The organism is Williamsia serinedens, from assembly GCF_024171725.1.
Taxonomy (GTDB): domain Bacteria; phylum Actinomycetota; class Actinomycetes; order Mycobacteriales; family Mycobacteriaceae; genus Williamsia_A; species Williamsia_A serinedens.
This window is the reverse complement of sequence record NZ_JAMTCG010000003.1, coordinates 722,025-746,596: the sequence shown is the minus strand read 5'-3', so window position 1 is coordinate 746,596 and position 24,572 is coordinate 722,025. Positions and strand designations below refer to the sequence as shown.

Annotated in this window: 23 protein-coding genes; 13 read left to right on the top strand and 10 right to left on the bottom strand. The window is 69.9% G+C overall.

The genetic code is table 11. The features are described from left to right. Window positions 1–32 precede the first annotated feature (32 nt). Complete coding sequence (purM, locus tag LX12_RS10940) at window positions 33–1,136, top strand: phosphoribosylformylglycinamidine cyclo-ligase (RefSeq protein WP_253654547.1); 1,104 nt, start codon at window positions 33–35, stop codon at window positions 1,134–1,136. A gap of 81 nt (window positions 1,137–1,217) precedes the next feature. On the opposite strand, the gene LX12_RS10935 is transcribed toward purM, so the two are convergent. The 3 genes from LX12_RS10935 to ygfZ form a co-directional block, all read right to left on the bottom strand. Next, a complete protein-coding gene (locus LX12_RS10935; RefSeq protein WP_253654546.1) occupies window positions 1,218–1,397 on the bottom strand; it encodes a DUF3073 domain-containing protein in 180 nt (59 codons plus the stop codon). Window positions 1,398–1,547: 150 nt separating this feature from the next. After that, window positions 1,548–2,186, bottom strand: a complete 639-nt coding sequence (locus LX12_RS10930; RefSeq protein WP_253654545.1) for an MOSC domain-containing protein — start codon at window positions 2,184–2,186, stop codon at window positions 1,548–1,550. Then, entirely contained in the window at window positions 2,183–3,376 is a 1,194-nt protein-coding gene (gene ygfZ, locus LX12_RS10925) for a CAF17-like 4Fe-4S cluster assembly/insertion protein YgfZ (RefSeq protein ID WP_253654544.1), read from the bottom strand. Before ygfZ ends, LX12_RS10930 begins: the two co-directional genes overlap by 4 nt. A gap of 37 nt (window positions 3,377–3,413) precedes the next feature. On the opposite strand from ygfZ, the gene LX12_RS10920 reads away from it, so the two are divergent. The 5 genes from LX12_RS10920 (at window position 3,414) to cydC (ending at window position 10,566) form a co-directional block, all read left to right on the top strand. Further along, window positions 3,414–4,331: an aminodeoxychorismate lyase gene (locus tag LX12_RS10920; protein ID WP_253654543.1), complete on the top strand. Its 918-nt coding sequence runs from the start codon at window positions 3,414–3,416 to the stop codon at window positions 4,329–4,331. Window positions 4,332–4,608: 277 nt separating this feature from the next. Continuing rightward, window positions 4,609–6,114: a cytochrome ubiquinol oxidase subunit I gene (locus LX12_RS10915; protein ID WP_253654542.1), complete on the top strand. Its 1,506-nt coding sequence runs from the start codon at window positions 4,609–4,611 to the stop codon at window positions 6,112–6,114. A gap of 9 nt (window positions 6,115–6,123) precedes the next feature. Next, on the top strand, window positions 6,124–7,203 hold the full coding sequence (gene cydB, locus LX12_RS10910; RefSeq protein WP_253654541.1) for a cytochrome d ubiquinol oxidase subunit II: 1,080 nt from the start codon (window positions 6,124–6,126) through the stop codon (window positions 7,201–7,203). Continuing rightward, window positions 7,200–8,891, top strand: a complete 1,692-nt coding sequence (cydD, locus tag LX12_RS10905) for a thiol reductant ABC exporter subunit CydD (protein WP_253654540.1) — start codon at window positions 7,200–7,202, stop codon at window positions 8,889–8,891. Before cydB ends, cydD begins: the two co-directional genes overlap by 4 nt. Further along, entirely contained in the window at window positions 8,884–10,566 is a 1,683-nt protein-coding gene (cydC, locus tag LX12_RS10900) for a thiol reductant ABC exporter subunit CydC (RefSeq protein ID WP_253654539.1), read from the top strand. Before cydD ends, cydC begins: the two co-directional genes overlap by 8 nt. Before the next feature lie 396 nt (window positions 10,567–10,962). Here cydC and LX12_RS10895 read toward each other — a convergent pair whose 3' ends face one another. Together LX12_RS10895 and LX12_RS10890 are read right to left on the bottom strand one after the other, a co-directional pair. Continuing rightward, window positions 10,963–11,508 carry a DinB family protein gene (locus tag LX12_RS10895; protein WP_253654538.1) on the bottom strand — a complete coding sequence of 182 codons (546 nt, stop codon included), beginning with the start codon at window positions 11,506–11,508 and terminating at the stop codon, window positions 10,963–10,965. A 59-nt stretch (window positions 11,509–11,567) separates the two neighbouring features. Continuing rightward, the gene (locus LX12_RS10890) at window positions 11,568–12,230 is read right to left on the bottom strand and encodes a heme-binding beta-barrel domain-containing protein (RefSeq protein WP_253654537.1); all 663 of its coding nucleotides are present in this window, start codon (window positions 12,228–12,230) and stop codon (window positions 11,568–11,570) included. A gap of 198 nt (window positions 12,231–12,428) precedes the next feature. Between LX12_RS10890 and LX12_RS10885 the strand changes: the two genes are divergently transcribed. Further along, complete coding sequence (locus LX12_RS10885) at window positions 12,429–12,806, top strand: nuclear transport factor 2 family protein (protein WP_253654536.1); 378 nt, start codon at window positions 12,429–12,431, stop codon at window positions 12,804–12,806. Between the two features lie 63 nt (window positions 12,807–12,869). Here LX12_RS10885 and LX12_RS10880 read toward each other — a convergent pair whose 3' ends face one another. The 3 genes from LX12_RS10880 to LX12_RS10870 form a co-directional block, all read right to left on the bottom strand. Beyond that, window positions 12,870–13,181 carry a DUF1416 domain-containing protein gene (locus LX12_RS10880; protein WP_253654535.1) on the bottom strand — a complete coding sequence of 104 codons (312 nt, stop codon included), beginning with the start codon at window positions 13,179–13,181 and terminating at the stop codon, window positions 12,870–12,872. Beyond that, window positions 13,181–14,020, bottom strand: coding sequence for a sulfurtransferase (locus LX12_RS10875; RefSeq protein ID WP_253654534.1), 840 nt, complete (start codon window positions 14,018–14,020; stop codon window positions 13,181–13,183). The genes LX12_RS10880 and LX12_RS10875 overlap by 1 nt, the downstream gene beginning before the upstream one ends. Window positions 14,021–14,311: 291 nt before the next feature. Then, on the bottom strand, window positions 14,312–15,298 hold the full coding sequence (locus LX12_RS10870) for an LmeA family phospholipid-binding protein (protein ID WP_253654533.1): 987 nt from the start codon (window positions 15,296–15,298) through the stop codon (window positions 14,312–14,314). A 126-nt stretch (window positions 15,299–15,424) separates the two neighbouring features. On the opposite strand from LX12_RS10870, the gene LX12_RS10865 reads away from it, so the two are divergent. From LX12_RS10865 to pstB, 6 genes are all read left to right on the top strand, one after another. Next, entirely contained in the window at window positions 15,425–16,198 is a 774-nt protein-coding gene (locus LX12_RS10865) for a winged helix-turn-helix transcriptional regulator (RefSeq protein WP_253654532.1), read from the top strand. Beyond that, a complete protein-coding gene (mshD, locus tag LX12_RS10860; RefSeq protein ID WP_372504978.1) occupies window positions 16,191–17,102 on the top strand; it encodes a mycothiol synthase in 912 nt (303 codons plus the stop codon). Before LX12_RS10865 ends, mshD begins: the two co-directional genes overlap by 8 nt. Window positions 17,103–17,399: 297 nt before the next feature. Continuing rightward, window positions 17,400–18,515, top strand: a complete 1,116-nt coding sequence (gene pstS, locus LX12_RS10855; protein WP_253654531.1) for a phosphate ABC transporter substrate-binding protein PstS — start codon at window positions 17,400–17,402, stop codon at window positions 18,513–18,515. 153 nt (window positions 18,516–18,668) lie between these two features. After that, window positions 18,669–19,697, top strand: a complete 1,029-nt coding sequence (gene pstC, locus LX12_RS10850) for a phosphate ABC transporter permease subunit PstC (protein WP_253654530.1) — start codon at window positions 18,669–18,671, stop codon at window positions 19,695–19,697. Next, window positions 19,697–20,602: a phosphate ABC transporter permease PstA gene (pstA, locus tag LX12_RS10845; RefSeq protein WP_253654529.1), complete on the top strand. Its 906-nt coding sequence runs from the start codon at window positions 19,697–19,699 to the stop codon at window positions 20,600–20,602. Before pstC ends, pstA begins: the two co-directional genes overlap by 1 nt. Window positions 20,603–20,653: 51 nt before the next feature. After that, on the top strand, window positions 20,654–21,430 hold the full coding sequence (gene pstB / locus LX12_RS10840; protein ID WP_253654528.1) for a phosphate ABC transporter ATP-binding protein PstB: 777 nt from the start codon (window positions 20,654–20,656) through the stop codon (window positions 21,428–21,430). 232 nt (window positions 21,431–21,662) lie between these two features. On the opposite strand, the gene phoU is transcribed toward pstB, so the two are convergent. Next, on the bottom strand, window positions 21,663–22,328 hold the full coding sequence (gene phoU, locus LX12_RS10835; RefSeq protein ID WP_253654527.1) for a phosphate signaling complex protein PhoU: 666 nt from the start codon (window positions 22,326–22,328) through the stop codon (window positions 21,663–21,665). Window positions 22,329–22,393: 65 nt separating this feature from the next. Beyond that, window positions 22,394–24,511: an LCP family protein gene (locus tag LX12_RS10830; protein WP_253654526.1), complete on the bottom strand. Its 2,118-nt coding sequence runs from the start codon at window positions 24,509–24,511 to the stop codon at window positions 22,394–22,396. Window positions 24,512–24,572 lie beyond the last annotated feature (61 nt).

Sequence of the window (24,572 nt, the reverse complement as noted above, 5' to 3'; positions counted from 1 at the left end):
CGGGTGGCGGGTGCTCCGGTAGCGTGACCGGCGTGCCGAACCAGGAGACCGCGCCCGACGACGGACAGTCCACCCGCGGCGCGTCGTACGCCGAGGCCGGTGTCGACATCGACGCCGGGGACCGCGCGGTCCGACTCTTCGGACCCCACGCCAAGCGCGCCTCACGCCCCGAGGTGCTCGGCGGGCTGGGTGGTTTCGCGGGGCTCTTCTCGCTGCGGGGCAACTACCGTGAGCCGGTCCTGGCGTCGTCGACCGACGGCGTCGGCACCAAACTCGCCGTGGCCCAGGCGATGGGCAAACACGACACCGTCGGCCGCGATCTCGTCGCGATGGTCGTGGACGACCTCGTCGTGTGCGGTGCCGAGCCGCTGTTCCTGCAGGACTACATCGCCGTCGGGAAAGTCGTCCCCGAGACGGTCGCGGAGCTGGTGAAGGGCATCGCCGACGGCTGCGTCGAGGCGGGATGTGCGCTGCTGGGTGGCGAGACCGCCGAACACCCGGGGCTGATGGAGCAGTCGCACTACGACCTGTCGGCCACCGGTGTGGGCGTCGTCGAGGCCGACGAGGTGCTGTCACCGGACCGCGTGCGCCCCGGTGACGTCGTCATCGCGATGGGCTCGTCGGGACTGCACTCGAACGGCTACTCGCTGGCCCGCAAGGTGCTGCTCGAGTGGGGCCACATGGATCTCGGTGGGCACGTCGAGGAGTTCGGTCGCACGCTCGGCGAGGAGCTGCTGGAGCCGACGCGCATCTACGCCAAGGACTGCCTCGCGCTGGTCGCCGAGACCGACGTGCGGACGTTCGCGCACGTCACCGGGGGTGGGCTGGCCGAGAACCTGGCGCGCGTCATCCCCGAGGGTCTCCGTGCAGAGCTCGACCGCGGTACGTGGACGCCGGCTCCGGTCTTCCAGATGATCGCCCAGCGGGGCCGCGTCGAGCGCCTCGAGATGGAGCGCACCTTCAACATGGGCGTCGGGATGGTCGCCATCGTCGCTCCCGAGGACACCGACCGCGCGTTGGCGGTGCTGACGGCACGACACATTGACAGCTGGGTGCTGGGGACCGTGAAGAAGTCGCACGAGGGACGCGACTCCGCGGGCGAGGCCGACCTGCACGGCGAGCACCCACGGTTCTAGAAAACAGATGTTCCCGACCGGGAGTCCGACGTCACCCGAGGTGAACGGCGATCTCCGGCCGGGAACTTCTCCGATGAGCGCTCAGGCGCGGCGCCACTCGTCCTCGTCGGCCCACGCATCCGCGGGGTCCGGGCGGTCGGAGGGGCGTTCCGGTTCGCCGGCCAGCTCTCGTTGGAGGCTGGTGAGGTCCATGTTCGGTGAGCTGTACTTCAACTCCCGAGCGACTTTCGTCTGCTTCGCTTTTGCTCTGCCGCGGCCCATAGGGGACCCCCTCGCACGATGACGGGGCGGCCAATCAAGATTGGCGGCCCCGCTCTGAGTTAACAAATCTTGTCGTGTGCAACAGTCTAGCGCGGCCTGGGGCGTAGTGCGGACCAGGCCGGACAAGACCCGCCGGGGGAGACGGTGATCTCAGGTGCGTGCGCGGCGATTCGCGATCTTGCGGGCCTCGCGGGCGACCTTGCCGTCGTACCGCGGATCGGTGACGAGCAGTTCCAGGCCGTCGTCGTCGACGTCGCCGGTGAGCAACGCGCGGACGGTGATGCCGTGGTCGGGGCGGTCGGAGACGGTGATGGGGTCGCCCGCGGTGATCGTGCCCTCGCGGTGAACGCGCAGGTAGGCGCCCACGTCGGCACGGTCGAAGAAGCGCGGGATCCATCGCGGCTCCTCCGCCCAGACCGAGAAGGTCTTGCACGGTGTGCGGAAGTAGGTCACCTCGAGGTGGACCTCGTCGCCGATGTGCCAGTGCTCACCGATGACGGCGTCGGTGACGTCGATCCCGTCGACCCTGAGGTTCTCGCCGAACCAGCCGTACGGGAGCGACCGCCCCAGTTCGTCGGCCCACCGGCGCGCCTCGGCGTCGCTGTAGGCGTACACCGCCTGGTCGCGACCGCCGTGGTGCTTGGTGTCGACGATGGTGTCGCCGTCGATCCCCTCCGCGGTGACCCGCACCGATCCGGGGATCTCCGTCTTGCCGATACCGCTGTCGCCGATGCGGTCGAGGTGGACGGGACGGTCGGCGGCACACACCGCCAGCACGCGACCGGTCACCGCGACCGGAGTCCCTCGACGGCGGCGCGACCGGCGCGGACCCGGTCGTCGACGCGCACCGACGCGGGGTCGATAGCCACGGCCGCTCCGCCCGCCTCCAGGGCGGTGCCGGGCTCGACCGACCGCTTGACCAGCGCCAACGCGATCGGACCGAACTCGAAGTGTTCGACGACGGTCCCGATGCGGCCGACCGTGCGACCGTCGGCGGTCACGGGATCGCCGGTCGCCGGCCGACCGTCGGCGCTGCCGTCGATCTGCAGCAGGACGAGCCGCCGGGGCGGGCTCCCGAGATTGTGCACGCGCGCGACCGTCTCCTGGCCGCGGTAGCAACCCTTCTCCAGGTGCACGGCACCAAACGTGTCCGGACCGCCGATCCAGTCGACCTCGTGCGGGATGGTGCGCTCGTCGGTGTCCAGGCCGAGCCGCGGCGACAGTGCCGCCACGCGCAGCGCCTCGAACGCCCAGGTGCCGGCGGGCCGGGCGCCGGCCTCGACGATGGCGTCCCACCACCGGTCGAACTGCGCCTCGGGGACCAGGACGTCGACCCGAGGGACCGTCGGGTGCCCGTCGGCACCCCGCTCGCCGACCGGCGGCATGATCCGCCAGAACCCCGACGGCTCGTCGTCGTGGTGGAGCTCGGGGATGCGACCGGCGGCGTAGACGGGTGCGTCGGGGGTGATCTCGAGCAGTTCGGCGACGGGTCCGGTGACCGCGTGCGGCCCGAGCAGCGTCAGGACGCGCAGATCGGGTCGGTCGACGGGCTCGGCCTTGGCCCAGAACACCATCCGCTGCAGGAACGTGAGCAGGGGCTGCGCCCGGTGGGGCTCGGTGTCGGCGATGGTCAGACCGTCGATGTCGGTGAGGACGAAGTGGTCCTCAACGCGGCCGTTGGCGTCGAGGCTGAGGTTCTCCGCCGACGAGCGGTCGGCCAGGTTGGTTACGAACTGGCTGGAGATCGTGTGCAGCCAGCTGAGTCGCTCGTCGCCGCTGATCTCGAACACGCCACGGTGCGAGCGGTCGACGACGGCGACGGACGTCGCGGCGGCGCGCTGCTCGGCGAAGGGGTCGCCGTGGTGCCATGCGACACCCTGGTCGACGGAGTCCTCAGGGGGCGGTACGGCCCCGGATTCCTGCTGATGGCGCCGCAGTGGGGGCTGGTCGGGCTCGGGCTGTCCGATCGAGTCGGTCACGTCCTCATCGTACGAGCCCCCGGCTAGGGTGATCGCCATGCCGCAGTCGATCCTGGTGACCCACGACGGTGCAGTCCTCGACCCCGACGTCCCCTTCCTCCACGCCGACGACCTGGCCGCGGTCCGCGGTGACGGCGTGTTCGAGACCCTGCTGGTGCGAGACGGCCGCGCGCGCAACGTGTCCCGGCATCTCGACCGGCTGCAGAACAGCGCGCGAGCCCTGGATCTCCCCGCGCCGGACCTCGACCGCTGGCGCACCGCGATCACGACAGGCCAACGGACATGGGCCGAGAAGAACGGTCGCGCGACCGAGGGTCTGCTGCGCATCGTCTATTCGCGCGGCCGGGAGAGCGCACCGGTCGGTCAGGCCGCGCCGCGCGAGCGCGCCGAGACCGGTATCACCCGGGAGTCGAACGAGGCGACCGCCTACCTCACCGTCGGTCCGGTGCCCGCGCGCGTCGCGAGCGTGCGGACGGACGGGACGTCGGTGATCACGCTGACGCGCGGTTACTCGGTGGACCTGGCCGCGCTCGCCCCGTGGCAGCTGCTCGGCGCGAAGACCCTGAGCTACGCGACCAACATGGCCGCCCAGCGCCACGCCACCGCGCAGGGCGTCGACGACGTCATCTACACCTCGAGCGAGGGTCAGGTGCTCGAGAGCCCACGGTCGACGGTCATCGTGCTCAACGGCGACACCCTGATTACCCCGCCCGTCGAGGACGGGGTGCTGCCCGGGACGACTCAGCAGGCGTTGTTCGAGACCGCGGAGAAGGAGGGTCTGCGCACCGAGTACCGCTCGCTGCGTGTGGCCGACCTGATCGTCGCCGACGGGGTGTGGCTGCTGTCGAGCGTCACCCTGGCGACGCGCGTCCGGGAACTGAACGGCTACGAGATGCCGGAACCCGCCCGGGCGAAGGACTTCGCGGCCCTCGTCGAGAAGGCGATCGAGGACTGACCCGGCCGGCCCCGTCCGGGCCGACCGAACACCGCACCCACAGACGTGGCGTGGACGCCTGATCCACGCCGGGTCTGTGGGTGCAGTCGTCCGTCGCGCTGCATCCCCTGCGGCCGCCGAGGCCCGCGCGGGAGCGTGACCGGGGTCTCTGTGTCCCAGCGAACACCCTGAATCCCTGGTCACGGCATGGATGGCGGTCTACGGTCAGTCGTAGTACTACGACTAGTAGTAGCTCCCACGGGCCCGCCCGCGGGCCGTGTCGACGACGAGGTCGGCGATGAACGCACTCGACATCTCCCGGTGGCAGTTCGGGATCACCACCGTCTACCACTTCATCCTGGTCCCGCTGACGATCGGTCTCGCACCGATGATCGCGGTGATGCAGACCGTGTGGACGGTCACCGGCAACGAGCAGTGGTACCGCGCCACCAAGTTCTTCGGGAAGCTCTTCCTGGTCAACTTCGCGCTCGGCGTCGCCACCGGCATCGTGCAGGAGTTCCAGTTCGGGATGAACTGGAGCGCCTACAGCCGGTTCGTCGGCGACGTCTTCGGGGCGCCGCTGGCGCTCGAGGGTCTCGTCGCGTTCTTCCTGGAGTCGACGTTCCTCGGGCTGTGGATCTTCGGGTGGGGCCGCCTGCCGAAGAAGGTCCACCTCGCGTGCATCTGGCTCGTCGCGATCGCGGTGAACGCGTCGGCGTACTTCATCATCGCGGCGAACTCGTGGATGCAGCACCCGGTGGGTGCGCAGTTCAACCCGGAGACCGGTCGGCCCGAGCTGACCGACTTCTGGGCCGTCATGACCAACAGCACGACCCTCGCGGCGTTCCCGCACGCCGTGGCCGGATCCTTCCTCACCGCAGGGACATTCGTCGCCGGCATCGGCCTGTGGTGGATGATCCGTGCTCGCCGTCGGGCCGACGTGGCCGCGACGCCGGCCGAGGCCGCCGTGCTGCGCCTCGACGCGCGCACCCTGCACCGCCCGATCACCCGGATGGCGCTGTGGGTGATAGTCGCCTCGGGGATCGCGCTCGGGATCACCGGCGACGTGCAGGGCAAGCTCATGTTCGAGCAGCAGCCCATGAAGATGGCGTCCGCGGAGTCGCTGTGCCACACCGAGACCGCGGCGTCGTTCTCGGTCCTGACCATCGGGACGCACAACAACTGCGATTCGGTCACCCACCTCATCCAGATCCCGTATCTCACATCGTTCCTCGCCACCAACACCTTCGACGCGACGCTGCCCGGTGTCGCCGAGATGCAGCAGCACTACCAGCAGACGATCGGCCCGGGCGACTACCGCCCCAACCTGTTCGTCACCTACTGGGCGTTCCGGGCGATGATCGGCTGGGCCGCCGGGTCGGCGCTGCTGGCGCTGGCCGGACTGTGGTTCACACGCGGCGGTCGCGTACCGCAGGCGCGGTGGTTGGGCCGACTGGCACTGCTCGCGATCCCGACGCCGTTCCTGGCCAACAGTTCTGGCTGGGTGTTCACCGAGATGGGCCGTCAGCCGTGGATGGTGGTGCCGAACCCGAACGGTGACCCGAACATCCACCTGACCGTGCAGCAGGGCGTGTCCGCCACATCCGTCGCGACGGTCGCCACGTCGCTGACCGTGTTCACCCTGATCTACGGCGTGCTGGCCGTCGCGTGGTTCGTGCTCATCAAGCGCCACGCGGAGACCGGACCGTCCGCCACGACGTCGCCCACCAGCTCCGACGAGCCGGGTATGCACGACGACGCCGCGGACGACGAACCCGCCGAACACCTCTCGTTCGCCTACTAGGAGCACGCCATGTCCCTGCCCGAGATCTGGTTCCTCGCCATCGCGGTCCTCTTCGGCGGCTACTTCCTGCTCGAGGGATTCGACTTCGGTGTCGGGATGCTGATGCCCGTGCTCGGTCGACGACGCGGCGAGACCGTCGCCGAGGGCGACACGCGGCGTCGGGTCGTCCTCAACACCATCGGCCCCGTCTGGGACGGCAACGAGGTGTGGGTGATCACCGCCGTCGGCGCGATGTTCGCCGCGTTCCCCGCCTGGTACGCCGGGATGCTCAGCGCGCTGTACCTGCCGATGCTGCTGGTGCTCGTCGGTCTCATCCTGCGTGTCGTCGCCATCGAGTGGCGCGGCAAGATCGACGACCCCCGGTGGCGGCGCTGGTGCGACATCGGCATCGGCGCCGGCTCATGGGTCCCGGCCTTCATCTGGGGTCTGACGTTCGCGAACCTGGTGCGCGGGCTGCCGATCGACGGAGACGGGCGCTTCGTCGGCGGGTTGGGTGACCTGCTCAGCCCGTACGCACTGCTCGGTGGGCTCACGACCGTGGCGCTGTTCGCGGTGCACGGGGCGGTGTTCCTCGGGCTCAAGACCGACGGCGTCATGCGCATCGCGGCGACGCGTGCCGCCCGCCGTCTCGCACCACCGGCCGCGGTCGTCGTCGCGGCGTTCGCCGGGTGGACCCAGCTCGAGCACGGACATGCGCTGACCGTTGTCGCGGCGGTCGCGTGCGTCGGGGCACTGATCGCCACGTCGGTCGTCGTCACCTCGGGTCACGGCACCCCCAGCGCGCGTCGGGAGGCGGTGGCCTTCGCGACCACCGCCGTCGCGATCGTCGCTCTCACGGTGCTGCTGTTCGGCTCCCTGTGGCCTGCTGTCATCCCGTCGACGCTCGACCCGGCGTTCTCGGTCACCATCGCCGACGCCGCGTCCAGCGCGTACACGTTGCGGATCATCTCGTGGGCGTCCCTGGTCGTGCTGCCGGTGGTGATCGGCTACCAGGCGTGGACGTACTGGGTGTTCCGACAGCGCATCTCGCTGCAGCAGATCCCGGCGTCGATCGGGGTCCCACTCCGTCGCGACGCGGGTGCGCGATGACGTCCCGCGCGCCTGTCGACCCGCGGTTGCTGCGGGTGTCGCCCGCGGCGGCACGGACGATGCTGATCACCGCTGTCTGCGGGATCGTCTCCGCCGCAACGGTCGTCGTGACCGCGGTGATGGTCGCCTCGATCCTGTCCGAACTCGTCGGCGACCCGGCCACCCGGTCGCTCGCGGCGCACCGTACCCACCTGATCGTGCTCGTCGCCGCGGTCGTCGTCCGGGCGGCGACCGCCGTCGTCCACGACCGCCTCGCCACTCGTGCTGCCGGCCGTGTGATCGCCGACCTGCGACGGCGGGCGCTCGCGTCACTGACCGACCCCGCTCGGACGTCGCCCCGGGACCTGCAGCATCGACGAGCCGAAGCGCTCACCACCCTCACGCGGGGCCTCGACGCGCTCGAGCCCTACCTGACGTCGTTCGTCCCGACCCTGGCCCTCACCATGACAGTGACCCCGGCCGTCCTGGTGGTGGTCGCGCTGGCGGATCCACTCTCGGCGCTGATCATCGTGGTGACGCTGCCGCTGATCCCGCTGTTCATGGTGCTCATCGGGAAGCTCACCCGCGACCGCACCCGCGCGCGACTCGACGCCATGAACCGCCAGGGCGCAGCGACTCTGGACCTGATGGCGGGCGCGCCGACCCTGCGGGCGCTCCGTCGTGCGCAGGCACCGGCGCAGCGCGTCGCCGACCTCGGGGAGCGGTCGCGGCGAACGACCATGAGCGCGCTGCGCCTGGCCTTCCTGTCGGGGGCGGTGCTCGAACTGCTCGCCACACTGTGCGTCGCACTGGTCGCCGTCGGGATCGGCCTGCGATTGCTCTACGGCGAGATGTCGCTGTACGACGGTGTTCTCGCCCTGATCCTCGCGCCCGAGGTCTACCTCCCGCTGCGTGCCGTCGGCGCGCGGTTCCACGAGTCCGACGCCGGGAGGACGGCGGCGGCCGACGTCCTCGACCTGATCGACGACTCGGGTTCGACGCCGCACCCCACCGACGGCGTGCCGGCGGTGGGGGAGATGAGGGTCGTCCTCGACGACGTCGGTGTCCGCGACCGGGACGGGTGGGCGCCCCGCGGCGTGACCGGTCTCCTGCGTCCCGGGTCGCTGACCGTCGTGACCGGTGTCAACGGCGTCGGCAAGACCACGCTGCTGCACGCCGTCGCAGGACTGATCCGCCCGGACGCGGGTCGGGTCACCGTCGCCGGTGTCGACGTCACGGCCATCCCGCGGGCGGCTCTCGTCGGCCGGATCGCGATGACCGCTCAGCCGCCGCTGATCGTCCCGGGCACCGTGGCCGCGAACCTCGCAGCGGCGGGCCCGCTGGAGGCCGCGGCCCTCGACCGTGCGGCCGCGGCGGTGGGGTTCGACGCCGTCCTCGCCGAGCTTCCCGACGGGCCGGCGACGTGGATCGGGGCGGGCGGGGTCGGCCTGTCCAGCGGACAGCGTCAGCGACTCGCCCTCACCCGGGCGCTCGCCGGGGACGTGGACCTCCTGCTGCTCGACGAACCGACCGCCCACCTCGACGGCGACGCCGAGGCCGACGTCATCGCCGCGCTGCGGGCACGGGCGTCCACCGGGGCCACCGTGGTCGCCGTGAGCCACCGGCCTGCGGTGGTCGCCGCGGCCGACCACGTCCTGGACGTCGCCGCGTCGCGTCGCGCGGACGAGGCGGTGACGGTCGATGCGTGACGACCCGCTCCTCCGTTCCGCGCGGCTCGTCGGGCTCCCGACCCGACCGCTCGTCCGGTCGCTCGCGCTCGGCGCTCTCGCGGCGCTCAGCGCTCTCGCGTTGGCGGGGTTCTCGGCCTGGCTGATCACCCGGGCGTGGCAGATGCCACCCGTGCTGTCGGTGGCGATCGCGGTGACGAGCGTTCGCGCGCTGGGCATCTCACGGGCGCTGTTCCGGTACCTCGAGCGCCTGGCGACGCATGACCTCGCGCTGCGGGTGATGGCGACTGCCCGCTCGCGGATCTACGCCGCCATCGCCGGTGGGACCGGCTCCCTCGCAGCGCGGATCCGCCCGGCCGACGTCGTCGCCCGCACCGGGCGGGACGTCGACGACATGGGTGAATCCCTCGTGCGGGCTGTCGTCCCCATCGGTGCCGCCGCGGTGAGCGCGTGCGCAACGGTCGTGGTGTTCGCTGTCATCTCGCCGTGGACCGGTCTCGCGGTCGCGGGTGCATGGGTTGCGGCGGCCGTCGTCGCACCCTGGTGCGCCGTGCGGGGTGCCGCGCTCGCCGAGCGGGCTGCCGCCGACGCCCGGGACGAGGCGACGGCGCTGACGATGACCCTGCTCTGGCACGCTGCCGAACTCGAGATCGCCGGCCGGCGGGAGGAGGTCGCGGCTCTCGCCGCTGCGGCCGAGGAACGCGCTCGCCGTGCCGCCGACACCGGCACCCGGGTGCGGTCCTGGGCGGCCGGCGTGCTGCCCGCGGTCTCGGGTGCGTGCGTACTCGTCGCGTGCCTCGTCGGCGTGGCGGTCGCTGGATCGGTCGACGCGACCACCCTCGGCGTGCTGATCCTGCTGCCGCTCAGCGCCTTCGAGACCGCCGCACCGCTCGTCGACGCCGCCCGGCAACTGCACCGCAGCCGCGACGCCGCATCGCGGGTGCTCGCCGTGGTGGACGCCGCGGGTGAGCCGACCGTCGTCGCCGACGTCCGCCCCGTCGAGCGGGCGACGCCCACCGTCCTCGTCGCCGAGGACCTGCGCTGGGGACACCCGGGACGTCTGCCGAGCGGGCCGATCGCCGGTGGACTCACTCTGGTCCCAGGATCCCGTGTCGCCGTCGTGGGTCCGTCCGGGTCCGGGAAGACGACCCTGCTCGCGACCATCGCGGGGTTGGTGCCACCCGTCGAGGGCGACATGACCGTCCACGACGACGACGGCCCGGTCGACCCCGGGGAGACGATCCGGTGGTTCGCATCCGACGCGCACGTCTTCGCGACCACTGTCCGCGAGAACCTGCTCGTCGCGCTCGGGGACGCCGACGAGGTACGGCTGTGGGACGTCTTGCGCCGCGTCGGCCTCGCCGACTGGGTGCGCGGGCTCGACGGCGGTCTCGACCACCTGCTCGCCTCCGGTCCGGACTCGATGAGCACCGGACAAGCGCGCCGACTGCTCCTCGCCCGTGCCCTCATCTGCCCGGTGCCCGTGCTGCTGCTCGACGAACCGTGCGAGAACGTCGACCCCGACGAGGCCGACGTCCTCACCGCCGCACTCCTCGACCGCAACTCGGGACTGGTCGAGCCGGACCGGGCGGTCGTGGTGGTCACCCATCGGCTGCCGCGACGCTGCACCGCCGACCGTGTCGTCGACCTCACCGCCACGACGCCCGTCGGTTCCGGTGCATCCACGTGTCGCTGAGCGACACCCACCGACACCGGAACGAACGAGTTTCGCCTCCGGCGCTCGACCCGTCGTTCGCCTCCGGCGAAAAGCCGTTGCCGAGTCCGGGATCCGCGCGTAACTTCGGTCGTACACGAGGAAGGAGGTGGTCTGAAGTTGCATGACTTATGGACACGTGAGGTGACCATCAGCTAGGTGGCGCCAACGCCCGGGGTTCACCCGGTGCGGGTCGCCCGCCTCCATGGCAGCGGCGCCGTCACCCGAGCGAATCCACGGTGGTCACCCGGCCCCCGCACCCCCACCCGTCCAGGTGGGTTCGGCCACGCAAGTGGCGGTGCGGGGGTCGTCCCATGTCTGGGGAACGAACCCCCGCGTCGACACCCGACGCGGGGGTTTCGTTCGTGTCGGTCGGTGTCAGCCGCGCTCGAAGCTGCGGATGGCGTCCGCGGCCAGCGTCTTCGTCGTGCTCTGCCCGTCGATCGACTCGCGGATGAGGTCCGCGTGCCCGGAGTGGTGCGCGTTCTCCCGGAACATGTGCAGCAGGATGCGGCGGACGGTGTGGTGCTGGCGCTCGGGCGCCCACGGCGCGGTCGGGATGGGGATGAGAGCGTCGAGATCGGGGACGGTCGCGACGAACTCCTCGGTCAGCTGGGCCTGACGGCGATACCGGTCCAGCCAGTCCGCGAACGTCTCGTCCGGCGCCATGCGGTACCGCTCCTCGAGATCGACGTCGAACTCGGCGTTCGGATCGGCCGCCAGGATCGTGGCGATCCAGTACTCCTCGAACAGCGCGAGGTGCTTGATCAGGCCGCCGAGCGTGAGTGTCCCGACCGGTCCCGGCGTGCGGGCCTGCTCCTCGGAGATGCCGTCCACGGTCACCAACAGGCTCTTGCGCTGGTCGCCCCAGATCTCGATCAGGGTCTCCCGTTCACCGGGGATGCTGGCGGTCGCGATCATCATGGGACAAGCTTCCCACCACGCATGCGGCGGTGCATCAGTCCTCCGGCGGATGTGGCGGGTCAGCCGACGTGTCGCGACAGTTTCGCCGACAACCGGGGCACCAGATCGCCGTCGGCGTCGACGCGTTCCTCGACGTAGGCGAGGTCGCCGTCGTCGACGAGACCGTAGAGCCGCTTGGCGCCACCGACCTTCCGGCCGCCGGCGGATCCCGACGCCGAGGTGATGACCACGTCGGTGACGAGTTCCCACGACGTCTGGGTGAGCGGCTTGCCGTAGAACAGCTCGATCCAGCCCTCCGCGTGCGTGGCGAGGAACTCGATCGTCTCGTCGGAATCGGGACCCGAGATCCGCCAATACCCCGTCTCACGGAGGTCGGGTCCGATGTGGTGGGCGTCGTCGTCGATGCGCCAGGTGCGCGACTCCCACATCAGATAGGGGCCGCCGTCGTGGCTGACGACGATCTGCTGACCGAAGGGGTAGTCACCGGTCTCCGGGTCGTTCCCCTCGCCCAGGCCGCGCCACACGCCGACGAGCGGCAGCAGACCCAGCAGTGCCGGGTTCAGATCGGGGCCCTGGCGCAGGTTGGCAGTGTCGTCGGGGACGTCGAGACCCGCGAGGACGGGGATGTTGCGGATCGCCGTGGTCTCCGCGCGGCGCGCGGCATCCGCGATCGCCTCGTCGGCGCTGCCCGGGACGGGGCCGTCGGGGGAGGGGTCGCTCACGCGGGCGGTGTCAGGACTCGTCGGTGATGAGGCGGTACAGCGTGTACAGCCCGAACCACACGATCGCGACCGTCGCAATCACCAGCAGGACCTCGAAGAAGATGACCACGCGACCAGTCTACGACGAGCCCCCGGCGCGGATGGGGTCGGCACCGGGCGGCCGCGGTCGCGTAGCCCGTCGACACACCGGGAGGTCTCATGTCCGACGACGCAACCCCGGCCGCGATGATCGCGGACGTGATGCAGCGCAACGTCGTCGAGGTGTTCACCACCACCGACGATGCGGTGCGCCGCGGACTGGTCGAGGAGCTCTACCACCCCGACGCGGCATTCCACGACGAGGACGGGACGGTCACCGGCCACGATGCGATCGACGCGAAGATCCGATCGCTGCAGCAGGACACGCCCGGGCTGGTCTTCACGGTGACGGTCCCGCCGAGTTCGGTGCGTGATCTCGGCCGCATCTCCTGGGCGCTGGGTCCCGCCGACGGGCCGACGGTCGTGTCCGGCATGGACATCGGTCACGTGCGGGACGGTCGGATCGCGGAGCTCTACACCTTCCTCGACCCGCGGTAGGGCCCGGAGACGACGACGCCCCCGCTCGCAGGGCGCGAGCGGGGGCGATCGGACAGAACGGTGTCAGCTCGCCTTCGCGACCGTGACGTCCTGGTCGTAGACGCCGGTGCCGTCCGGGTGGACGGTCACGTCGCCGTTGCCGCGGGGCGAGAGCGCCCGCAGCGTCCACATGCCCGGTGCGGCGAAGAACCGGAAGTCGCCGGTCCCGCTCGCCACGACCTCGGCGGTGAACTCGCCGGTGCCGTCCAGCAGACGCACGAAGGCGCCGCCGACGGGCTGGCCGTCACCGTCGAGGACCTGCCCGGTGAGGACCGTCTCCTTCTCGACGTCGACGCCGGCGGGTAACTTCTGCCCCTGCTTGGGTGCTGCGCACATCACTTGCCCTCTCCCAGCTCGATCGGCACGCCGATCAGCGAGCCGTACTCGGTCCAGCTGCCGTCGTAGTTCTTGACGTTCTGGTGGCCGAGGATCTCCTTCAGCACGAACCAGGTGTGGCTCGACCGCTCGCCGATGCGGCAGTAGGCGATGGTGTCCTTCTCGCCGTCCAGGCCGGCCTCCTTGTACAGCTCGGCCAGCTCCTCGTCGGACTTGAACGTGCCGTCCTCGTTGGCGGCCTTGCTCCACGGCACGTTGATCGCGCCGGGGATGTGGCCGGGACGCTGGCTCTGCTCCTGCGGGAGGTGGGCCGGCGCGAGGATCTTGCCGGAGAACTCGTCCGGGCTGCGCACGTCGACGAGGTTCTTGCTGCCGATCGCGTCGACGACCTCGTCGCGGAACGCGCGGATCGACAGGTCGGGGTCGGAGGCCTTGTAGCTGGTGGCGGGGCGCGAGACGGTGTCGGTCGACAGCGGACGGCCGTCGAGCTCCCACTTCTTGCGGCCGCCGTCGAGCAGCTTCACGTCCTGGTGGCCGTACAGCTTGAAGTACCAGTAGGCGTAGGCGGCGAACCAGTTGTTGTTGCCGCCGTACAGCACGACGGTGTCGTCGTTGGAGATGCCGCGCGAGGACAGCAGGTCGCCGAACTGCTCGGCGTTGACGAAGTCGCGACGGACCTGGTCCTGCAGGTCGGTCTTCCAGTCGAGCTTGACGGCGCCCTGGATGTGGCCGCCGTCGTAGGCGCTGGTGTCCTCGTCGACCTCGACGAAGACGACGGAGTCGGTGTTCAGGTTCTGCTCAGCCCAGTCTGCGCTGACCAGGACATCGGAGCGAGCCATGGTGGTCCTTTCGGGTGGGACGGTGGGTGATCGGGATGTCGAGCGAGCCGACACGGGGACCGCGACGAGCGGCAGGAGAACGGGCGTGAGCCGACACGGCGGACGGTGAGGGGTTCAGACCGTCGGCACGGACGGCCACGAGACGACTGCGCGTCGCGGACCTGTGTCAGCGACAGCAGCAGGTGGCGAGTCGACAGAAATCGATCGCCCGGCGGCGGGTGAGCAGGTACTCACGACGCGACTGCATGGGGCCGACAGTAACAAAGGTCACCTCCTGAGCTGCCGGGCGGCTCAGCAGGGCGGTCGGTGGAACTGACCACCTGACCGGCAGGTGTACATGAAGAACGCGCTCCCGGCGGGATTGAGGAACAGTTCGGGCGACTGCGCGTACTCGAGGTTCGGCGTGCCCTCGACCATGAGGTCGCTACCGCTGCTGCGCGCTGATGTCGGGATCGCGCCCCACGACGTCGGGAGAGTCGGCAGGGTCGCGGTGAAACGCTCGAGGACCTGCGCCGCATATGCCTTCGGCACGACTGTGTCGGAGTGTTCCTCGGGGCCGGTGTAGAAACCGGTCGCCTGCAGGTGGAGCGCCCCGCCCCTGATGGACAGGTCGACCGTCACGCTGACTTTCACGTCACGGTTGTCGGGTGCCGGAGTGCGCACCGTGCCGGTCAGCAGGACGCCCTTCGTCCGCGACAGCAGGCCGTCCTGGGGTCCGCCGCTGCCGGCCTCGCCTTCCGGTGCGGGCGTGTTCACTGTCAGGTCGTCGATGCCGAGCATCCGGCCGACCGCCACCGAGTCGATGGTCGTCGAGGTGGTCGCCGAACCGACCTTCAATCCCACCCATGGGCTGAAGGGTCTCGTCATCGAATGTTTGCCGCCGACGCGGACATCGGTCAGCCGGGTCCGCACGTCCGCTCGACACGGGTCGTCGCCCGTGCACCCATGCGGCATCCGGGGCTGCTGGTTGTAGCGGAAGGTGGCGGGGCCGGTCACGTCCACCGCGCGGGCCGTGATCCCGATCTGCGAATACCGCCCCGCCTCGACAGCCCTGTACGCAGGAAATCCGGAGATGGTGACTTCGGGCTCGAAGCGGAGCGCGGGGGATTCTCCGTCGTCCGAGCGAGACGACATCAGCGCCTTCGCGAAGCTGCGTTCGGCGTTGATCGCGATGGCGGTGTCGACGCCGAGGGCCCCGACGACGGCCACGACGATGACGACGAGAAGTGTCCACAGGATGCGGCGGAGGGGGCGACGGAGTCGGGGGCTGCCGACCACTCCAGGCTCCTCACCGCGCCGCCGATACGGGCTCGTACAGGGACAGGCGTTATTCTTTCCCTACCCTGCACCGTCGTCGCTGCAGCGTACACACGTGAGAGACCACCGTCGGAGATCGGAGTTCCCATGGATCTCTTGTTGCTGACGGCCGACCCCGCGCCGGAATCGGTGGTCCCGTCACTCGCGCTTCTCGCCCACACGGTCCGCGTCGCGCCGACCGAGGTGTCGTCGTTGATGGAGGCCGGCAACGCCGACGTCGCCATCGTCGACGCCCGCACCGACCTCGCCGCGGCCCGCGGACTGTGCCGTCTGCTCGGCAGCACCGGGGCCTCGGTCCCGGTCGTCGCCGTGCTGACCGAGGGTGGACTCGTGGCGGTCAACGCCGAGTGGGGCCTCGACGACTTCCTGCTCCCGACGATCGGACCGGCCGAGCTGGACGCCCGCCTGCGACTGCTCGTCGTCCGCACCCGCGGCGGGGAGAGCGAGGAGGCCGCGGGCAAGGTGTCGCTGGGGGAACTGGTCATCGACGAGGGCACCTACACCGCGCGGCTGCGCGGCCGCCCGCTCGACCTGACCTACAAGGAGTTCGAGCTCCTGAAGTACCTGGCGCAGAACGCAGGCCGCGTCTTCACCAGAGCGCAACTCCTGCAGGAGGTCTGGGGATACGACTTCTTCGGCGGCACTCGTACCGTGGACGTCCACGTGCGGCGTCTGCGCGCGAAGCTGGGCGCCGAACACGAGTCGTTGATCGGCACCGTGCGCAACGTCGGCTACAAGGCGGTCCGCCCCGCGCGTGGCCGCGACGACTCCGACGGCCCCGCCGAGGACTTCGACGACGACTTCGCCGACGGCGCCGAGGAACTGGACGACGAACTGCGGTCGATGAGCAACGGTGGCTGACCTGACCGTCGCGGAGTCGCAGTCGTTGGACGCCGAGACCGCCCGCGCCGCACACGAACTCGTCGACCGGGTCGAACGCGCCGACGGCGTCGCCGGGCTCTCGGAGCAGGCGGTCGCGGCCATCGACGGTGACCGGGTGACACACCTGACCGCGCGTGACGACAGCGGGCGGGTGGTCGGCTACGCCAACATCACCCCGGGCCGCGATGACGAGCCCGCGATGATCGAGGCGGCGATCGACCCCGAGCGCCGCGGCGTCGGTCACGGGAAGTCGTTGATCCAGGCCGCATTCGAGGCGTCCGCCGGCTCGGCGCGTGTCTGGGCCCACGGGGATCTCCCTGCGGCGCAAGCACTCGCGGCGTCGCTCGGTTTGAAGCCGCTGCGTGAACTGCTGTCGATGCGACGTTCCCTGAACGACCCCGATCTCCCGTTGCCCGACCTCGAGGTGCCCGACGACCTGCTGCTGCGCACCTACGCCGGACCCGAGGACGACGCGGAGATCCTGCGCGTCAACAACGCGGCCTTCGACTGGCACCCCGAACAGGGTGGGTGGTCGCAGGACGAGATCGACGCGCGGACGTCGTCGGACTGGTTCGATCCCGAGGGTCTGTTCCTCGTGTTCGACCGTTCCGACCCCGACACCCTCCTCGGGTTCCACTGGACCAAGGTGCATCCCGCGACCGACGAGGAACCGGAGATCGGCGAGGTCTACATCGTCGGAGTCGACACCGGCACGCAGGGGAGGGGCCTCGGCCGGCTGCTGACGCTGGCGGGGATCGCGCACCTCGAGCGCGAGGGACTGACCGTCGTCGAGCTGTACGTCGAGGGCGACAACGCCGCCGCGCTGCACACCTACGACCGGCTCGGTTTCACCCGCCACACGGTCGACGTCGCCTACGGCTGAACGGTGGCCGGGTGGTCCGGATCACTCGGCGTCGGACCGCGGTCCGAATCGTTGCACGAAACACCTCGTCACCTCGGGTAACGACCTGAGTCACGTGTTCGCCGGAGAGCCGCGTGCAGGTGGGATCAATTCACCCTCCGTTCACCGGACGTCGGTCGACCGTCCACCACCGGCCCATAGCTTTCAACCCGACCACACGGCACCGGGGCGGTGGTCCCCTGCGCGCGTCACCTCGTGAGGAGACGCGGGGCAGGTGCTCGACTGCTCCCCGGCACACATCCATCGGAGGACTCTGGCGTGAATCTCAACAGGGGCTCGGCGACACGGACCGGCGCGATCGCCGTAGGCATCGTCGCCGCTGCCACTCTCACCCTCTCGGCCTGCAGTGGCGGGGCGGATTCCAGCAGCTCGTCGGGCGGTTCGAGCGCCGACAACAGCTTCAGCGGGCAGTCGGTCAGCGGCGAGGGTTCGACCGCGCAGCAGAAGGCCGTCCAGAAGTTCCAGGACGTGCTCTCCAGCAACGGCGGCATCGTCCTCAACTACACCGGCAGCGGCTCGGGGGACGGCGTCAAGAAGTTCCTCGCCGGCGACGTCGACTTCGCCGGGTCGGACTCGGCTCTGAAGGAGAGCGAGGCCGCGCAGGCCAAGACCCGCTGCGCCGGCAACGACGCATGGCACATCCCGCTGGTCGCGGGCCCGGTCGCCATCGCCTACAACCTGAGCGGCGTCGAGGGCCTGACCCTCAACCCGAGCGTGCTGGCGAAGATCTTCGACTCGAAGATCACCACGTGGAACGACCCGGCCATCGCCGCGCTGAACCCGGGCAAGAACCTGCCGTCGACGAAGATCGTCCCGGTTCACCGCAGCGACAGCTCGGGCACCACCGACAACTTCCAGCGGTTCCTGTCGGACACGGCGAAGAGCGACTGGCCCTACGAGCACGACAAGACCTTCAAGGGTCAGGGCGGCTCGGCAGCGGCCAAGTCGACCGGCGTGGGCGACACCGTCAAGAAGACCGCCGGCGCGATCACCTACGTCGAGTGGGGCTTCGCCGAGCAGAACAACCTGGGTCTGGCCCAGATGGACTTCGGCTCGGGTGCGACCCAGCTGACCGGCGACACCGCCGCGAAGGCCCTGTCCGAGGTGCAGTTCAAGACCCCGGGCAGCAAGGACCTGCAGGTCGACACCGACAAGCTGTTCGCGACGAAGACGCAGGGTTCGTGGCCGCTGATGCTCACCACCTACGAGGTCGTGTGCTCGAAGGGCTACACCGGGAACAAGGGTGCGGTGCTGAAGTCGGCCTTCACCACGATCCTGAACCAGGGACAGAGCGGTCTGTCCGAGATCGGGTACGTCGCACTGCCCGATTCCTACAAGCAGACCCTGATGGGCACCATCAACGCCCTCAGCTGATCGTCGGCTGACCCGGCCGCGGGGTTCGCGATCTCACGCGTGAGATTGCAACCCCGCGGCACCGGTTGAGACACTTGGGAGACCCCTGACATGACCGAAGTGCACGGCGACCAACTGCGCGCCGGTCGAGCAACGGCCGACCCCGAAGGATCCATGACGACATCCTCGCTCAGCGGACCCGACCCGATGGACGGGGTGATCCCCGGTCCGATCCCCACCGGCGACAACGCCGACCGTCCCGAGAACGGCTCCGGCACCGTCACCCGCCTCGGCGACCGGATCTTCCGGACGCTGTCGGTCGGCTCCGGTCTCCTCGTCTCCCTGATCATCGGCCTGATCGCGCTGTTCCTGATCATCCAGGCCGTCCCCGCGTTGGCGAAGAACTCCGAGAACTTCTTCACCTACACCGGCACCTGGGTCACCGACGGTGACACCCTGCAGTTCGGCATCCTCAACCTGCTGTACGCCACGGTCGTGGTGTCGGTCATCGCGCTCATCCTTGCGATGCCCGTGTCGCTCGGCATCGCCATCTTCCTGACGCAGTACGCGCCGAAGCGCCTCGTCGGACCGATCACCTACCTCGTCGACCTGCTGGCCGCCGTGCCGTCGATCGTCTACGGCCTGTGGGGCATCCTCGTCCTCGGTCCCGCGCTGGTCCCGGTGAACACCTGGCTCGTCGGGAACCTGTCGTTCCTGCCGTTCTTCAACGAGCCGACGCAGGTCGCGAACATGTCGACCGGCGGCACGATGCTCACCGGTGGCATCGTGCTGGCCGTCATGATCCTGCCGATCATCACCGCGGTCACCCGTGAGGTGTTCGTGCAGACCCCGGTCGGCCACCGTGAGGCCGCCCTCGCGCTCGGCGCGACGAAGTGGGAGGTCGTGCGGGTCGCGATCCTGCCCTTCGGCTTCTCCGGGTACATCAGCGGATCGATGCTCGGCCTCGGCCGCGCTCTCGGCGAGACGATGGCCCTGCTGCTCATCATCTCGACGGCCGGCCCGCTCGACTTCAACCTGATGGAGAGCGGTGAGACCTTCGCGACGAAGATCGCGAACAACGCCGCCGAGTTCGACTCGCCGCTCAAGACCGGCGCGTACATCTCCGCCGGCCTCGCGCTGTTCGTGCTGACGTTCGTCGTCAACGCGGCTGCCCGCTCGGTCGTGACCCGGAAGGCCAAGTGATGACCGCGACCACCACCGAGCGCCCGGAGCTCGGCCCCGTCAAGCGCACGCCGGCCGGCTTCACCCCGGTCACCCTGCGGCGCAAGATCACCGACAACATCGCGCTGATCCTCGTGAGCCTGGCGCTCCTGATCGCCCTCGCGCCCCTGGTGTGGCTGATCGTCACCCTCGTCGCCCGCGGGATCAGCCCCATCCTGTCGGTCGAGTGGTGGCAGTTCGACGAGCTGCACGGCGGCGCGTTCAACGCGATCATCGGCACCCTGCAGCAGACGCTGCTCGCCGCGGTCATCTCGATCCCGATCGGCATCTTCGTCGCGATCTACCTCGTCGAATACGCCACCGGCAAGTCGGTGCTCGCGCGGGTGACCACCTTCATGGTCGACATCCTCTCGGGCGTCCCGTCGATCGTCGCCGCCCTGTTCATCTACGCCGTGTGGCGCACGACGCTGGGCCTCCCGCGGTCGGGCTTCGTCGTCGCTCTCGCGCTGGTGCTGCTGATGGTGCCGATCGTCGTGCGCTCCACCGAGGAGATGCTGAAGATCGTCCCGCAGGACCTGCGGGAGGCGTCGTACGCGCTCGGCGTCCCGAAGTGGCGCACCATCGCGTCGATCGTGCTGCCCACCGCACTGTCGGGCATCGTCACCGGCGTCATGCTCGCCGTCGCCCGCGTCATGGGTGAATCCGCACCGGTCCTGATCCTCGTCGGGTCGACGCGGGCGATCAACAACAACCCGTTCGAGGGCAACCAGCAGTCGCTGCCGCTGATGATGGTGCAGCAGTACAACAACGGCTCCGACGCCTTCGACCAGGTGTGGGGCGCCGCCCTGACCCTCGTCATCCTCGTCGCCGTCGTCTACTTCGGCGCGAAGCTGGTCTCCAAGCTGTTCGCGCCCAAGAAGGCCTAGCGGGCTCCGGCTCCCGCCCCCGACCACCCACGATCGAAACGGACCGACATCATGGCCAAGCGTCTCGACGTCAAAGACCTGAACATCTACTACAGCGCCTTCCACGCGGTGAAGGACGTCTCGCTCGAGGTGGCGCCGCGCAGCATCACCGCCTTCATCGGCCCGTCGGGCTGCGGCAAGTCCACCGTCCTGCGGACCCTGAACCGCATGCACGAGGTCACCCCGGGCGCACGCGTCGAGGGCAAGGTGCTCCTCGACGGCGAGGACATCTACGGCCGCGGGATCGACCCCGTGAGCGTCCGCTCCACCATCGGCATGGTGTTCCAGCGCCCGAACCCGTTCCCCACCATGTCGATCCGCGACAACGTGGTGGCCGGACTCAAGCTGCAGGGCGTCCGCAACAAGAAGGAGCTCGACGAGGTCGCCGAGCGCAGCCTGCGGGGCGCGAACCTCTGGGAAGAGGTGAAAGACCGGCTCGGCAAGCCCGGCGGCGGTCTGTCCGGTGGTCAGCAGCAGCGTCTGTGCATCGCGCGTGCGATCGCCGTCTCGCCCGAGGTGCTCCTCATGGACGAGCCCTGCTCCGCGCTCGACCCGATCTCGACCCTCGCCATCGAGGACCTGATCACCGAGCTCAAGAAGGACTACACGATCGTCATCGTCACCCACAACATGCAGCAGGCCGCGCGTGTCAGTGACAAGACGGCGTTCTTCAACCTCGCCGGCGTCGGCCAGCCCGGTCAGCTGATCGAGATCAACGACACCGAGACCATGTTCTCCAACCCGGAGCAGAAGGCCACGGAAGACTACATCTCCGGCCGCTTCGGCTGATCGACCGCGCCACGACGAAGGCCCTCACCGGGATCCGGTGGGGGCCTTCGTCTGTCGGTTGAACGTCGTCGACTGGGCGGTCACCGACGTCGACTGGGCGGCTGTGGACGTTCACTGGGCGGTTGGACCGATCAAGTGTGCTGGGCCGCCCACTCGACGTCGGGAACCGCCCACTCGACGTCCGGAAACGCCCACTCGACGCCGGGAGGACTCGCGCGCGGCGAGTGGGGTGTCAGGCGTCGATCTCGGCGAACTGCTCGGGGGTCTTGCCGGTCGCCTGGAACACCACCCGACGTCCGATGAGGACGGCGTGATCGGAGAAGCGCTCGTAGTAGCGGCCGAGGAGCGTCACGTCGACGGCGGCGGCCACACCGTGCTTCCACTCGCGGTCCATGAGGACCGTGAAGAGGTGCCGGTGCAGGTCGTCCATGGCGTCGTCGTCGCTCTGGAGGCGCAGCGCGGCGGTCGGGTCCTGGTTGTTCAGTACCTCGCGGGCGTTGAGCGCCATCTGCACGGCGAGCCGGCCCATCTCCGCGAAGTAGCCGTTGACCTCCTCGGGCAGCGCCTTGTTCGGGTGGCGGCGGCGTGCGACCTTCGCGACGTGCAGCGCCAGCGCGCCCATCCGGTCGACGTCTGCGACGATCTGGAAACCGCTGACGATGGCGCGAAGATCACCCGCGACGGGGGCCTGCAGGGCGAGGAGGGCGAAGGCCCGTTCCTCCGCGGCCGCCGAGAGTCGGACGATCTCCTCGTGGTCGGTGATGACGGACTCGGCGACGGCGAGATCAGCCTGGAGCAGCGCCCGGGTCGACCGCTCCATGGCCTTGCCCGCGAGCTCGGACATCTGGCCGAGAACGGCGTTCAACTCCGCCATCTGCTCGTGATACGCAGTACGCATACGCCGAGACTACTCACACCCGGCGATCAGACGGTTGTGCAGCGGTGAACGGGACGTGAACCGGGTCACGTGTTGCAGCTGGTGTCCGCCCCGTTGGTGACGCTCAGGTCGTTGGGCAGTTCGACGGTCTCGTTCGACTGCGGGTTCTGCATGACGCGCACGGCCGAGCCCTGCGTCGGCACCTCGCCGAGGGAACCGGAGAACTGGCTGCCCAGCAGGACCTCCACGCCGGACTTCACGGTCCGGTCCGGCTGGATCACCGCGCCCGGGATCATCGCCGCGACCGTCGCCGCGGCCGCCTGCGCGCCGGGGCCGTAGCGGACGACGGTCTGATCCTGGTTCTGCGACGCGTCGGCGACACCGCGGACGTCGAACCCCTTGGTGGACATCTCGTCGGACACCCGTGTGGCGAGACCCGTGGTGCCGGTGGCGTTGAGGACACGCACGCCGACGCTCTCGGGTGACTGCGCGTTCACGGTGACCTCCGTGGGCGCCTCGCTGGTGGTCGGCGACGGGGTCGACGACTCGGACCGCGACGACGACGGCGGGGTCGCGGCCCGCTGCTCACCGGGCAGGGGATCGTCGTTGATGATCGCGTCGAAGATGGCGTTGATGTCGTCGGTGCGCGGGATCTCGTTGTTCGACCCGTCGGTGGTGGTTCCGGCGGTCGGGACGGTGAGGAACGTGACCCGACCCGCCTGCAGGCCGTCGAGAGACTGGGCCAGGTTCAACAGGCTGTCGGTGTCGATGCCGTCGACGAGGCTGTACTTGATGAAGGTGTTGATGATCCCGTTCAGCTTCGCCGGGTTCGAGAGCACCTGACCCGAGAGCATGCTCCGCAGCAGCGAGGACATGAAGAGTTGCTGTCGCTTGATGCGGCCGTAGTCGCCGTTGCCCTCGCTCTCGACGGTGCGGGCGCGGACGTAGTTCAGCGCGCGGGACCCCCGCACGATCTGCTTGCCGGGGCGCGACAGGATCTGGCCGAGTTCGTAGTCGTAGAGGGGCGTCGGGGAACAGACCTGCACCCCGCCGAGCTTGTTGACCACCTGCTCGAACCCGAAGAAGTCCATGGCGATGAAGTGGTTGATGTTGAGACCCGACAGCTGCTGGATCACCTTGACCGCGCACTCGGGGCCGCCGTCGCCGTAGGCGGTGTTGAGCTTCGCGCCGGTCTCGGCGGGCACCATGTCGGTCCCGTAGGTGCCGGTGTTGTTGTCCCAGCTCCGGCACTCGGGGCGGTCGACGGCGAGGTCGCGGGGGAACGACACCGCGACGACGCGACTGCGGTTGGCCGGGACGTTGACGAGGATGACCGTGTCCGACCGGGCGCCGTCGGCCTCGGCGGTGGTGCCGGCGCCGACGCGGCCGTTCTGGCCGGCGCGGGTGTCGGTGCCGACGATCAGATAGGTCTGGTCACCGGTCTGCGCGCCCTTGTTGCGGATGTTCTTGTCGTCGGCGTTCACCGCCGAGATGGTGCGGAAACCACCGTTCGTGGTGCGCAGATACCCCCACACGAACCCGGTGCCGACCAGCGACAGCACGCAGGCGAGTGCGACGACGACGCGCCCGCCCGTCGTCGCGGTACGACGGCGACGGGCCCGACGGTCCGCCGCGGCGAGGCGGGTCCCGCTGGCCGGCAGCACCGCCGGCCCGGCGGCACGGCGACGACGACCGCCCGGTGCCGGGGCCGGCGAGTCCGCTGTCGGTGCGTCGACGACCGGCGGGATCGTCGTCGTTTCGGCATGGTCCGGTGTCGACGAACGGTCGGTGCCGGACGGGGCCGCCGGCCGCGGGTCGGCGACGGGCGGGATGGTCTCCGTCCGGTCGGCGTCCTCCGGAGGGCGCGGCGGGGCCGGACTGTCCGCGCTCGGGGCAGTCGGACCGGGCGCGGGCGGCGCGGGTCGAGACCTGGGGTTCGGGCGCCGGGGTTGTTGCGGCGCGGCCGGCGGCGTCGTCGTACCGTCGCGCTGCTCGATCTCCCGTAGGAGGTCGGCGACGGTGCGGCGGCGGCCGTCGGACGGGATGCGCCCCCGGTCGGTGGGTTCGCGGAGCACCTCGTCGGAGGGTTGCTCGAGGCGACGCAGGATCTCGTCGCGGCTGAGACGTCCGGATCCGTCGGAGGGGTCGTCGCGGCGCGAGGCATCGCCCGGACCCGGGGATCCGGGTGGTTGCTCGTCGCTCACTGAACTCCTCTGAAGGTGCGGGGGTCAGGCCATGGTACGGCCGCAAGCTGGCAATTCCGGC

What these genes read in the sequence shown, in the direction of transcription:
- LX12_RS10935 (WP_253654546.1), bottom strand. Translation starts at nt 1,397, where the DNA reads ATGGGCCGCGGCAGAGCAAAAGCGAAGCAGACGAAAGTCGCTCGGGAG.
- LX12_RS10920 (WP_253654543.1), top strand. Translation starts at nt 3,414, where the DNA reads ATGCCGCAGTCGATCCTGGTGACCCACGACGGTGCAGTCCTCGACCCC.
- LX12_RS10915 (WP_253654542.1), top strand. Translation starts at nt 4,609, where the DNA reads ATGAACGCACTCGACATCTCCCGGTGGCAGTTCGGGATCACCACCGTC.
- cydB (WP_253654541.1), top strand. Translation starts at nt 6,124, where the DNA reads ATGTCCCTGCCCGAGATCTGGTTCCTCGCCATCGCGGTCCTCTTCGGC.
- cydD (WP_253654540.1), top strand. Translation starts at nt 7,200, where the DNA reads ATGACGTCCCGCGCGCCTGTCGACCCGCGGTTGCTGCGGGTGTCGCCC.
- cydC (WP_253654539.1), top strand. Translation starts at nt 8,884, where the DNA reads ATGCGTGACGACCCGCTCCTCCGTTCCGCGCGGCTCGTCGGGCTCCCG.
- LX12_RS10895 (WP_253654538.1), bottom strand. Translation starts at nt 11,508, where the DNA reads ATGATGATCGCGACCGCCAGCATCCCCGGTGAACGGGAGACCCTGATC.
- LX12_RS10885 (WP_253654536.1), top strand. Translation starts at nt 12,429, where the DNA reads ATGTCCGACGACGCAACCCCGGCCGCGATGATCGCGGACGTGATGCAG.
- LX12_RS10880 (WP_253654535.1), bottom strand. Translation starts at nt 13,181, where the DNA reads ATGTGCGCAGCACCCAAGCAGGGGCAGAAGTTACCCGCCGGCGTCGAC.
- LX12_RS10875 (WP_253654534.1), bottom strand. Translation starts at nt 14,020, where the DNA reads ATGGCTCGCTCCGATGTCCTGGTCAGCGCAGACTGGGCTGAGCAGAAC.
- LX12_RS10865 (WP_253654532.1), top strand. Translation starts at nt 15,425, where the DNA reads ATGGATCTCTTGTTGCTGACGGCCGACCCCGCGCCGGAATCGGTGGTC.
- pstC (WP_253654530.1), top strand. Translation starts at nt 18,669, where the DNA reads ATGACGACATCCTCGCTCAGCGGACCCGACCCGATGGACGGGGTGATC.
- pstA (WP_253654529.1), top strand. Translation starts at nt 19,697, where the DNA reads ATGACCGCGACCACCACCGAGCGCCCGGAGCTCGGCCCCGTCAAGCGC.
- pstB (WP_253654528.1), top strand. Translation starts at nt 20,654, where the DNA reads ATGGCCAAGCGTCTCGACGTCAAAGACCTGAACATCTACTACAGCGCC.
- phoU (WP_253654527.1), bottom strand. Translation starts at nt 22,328, where the DNA reads ATGCGTACTGCGTATCACGAGCAGATGGCGGAGTTGAACGCCGTTCTC.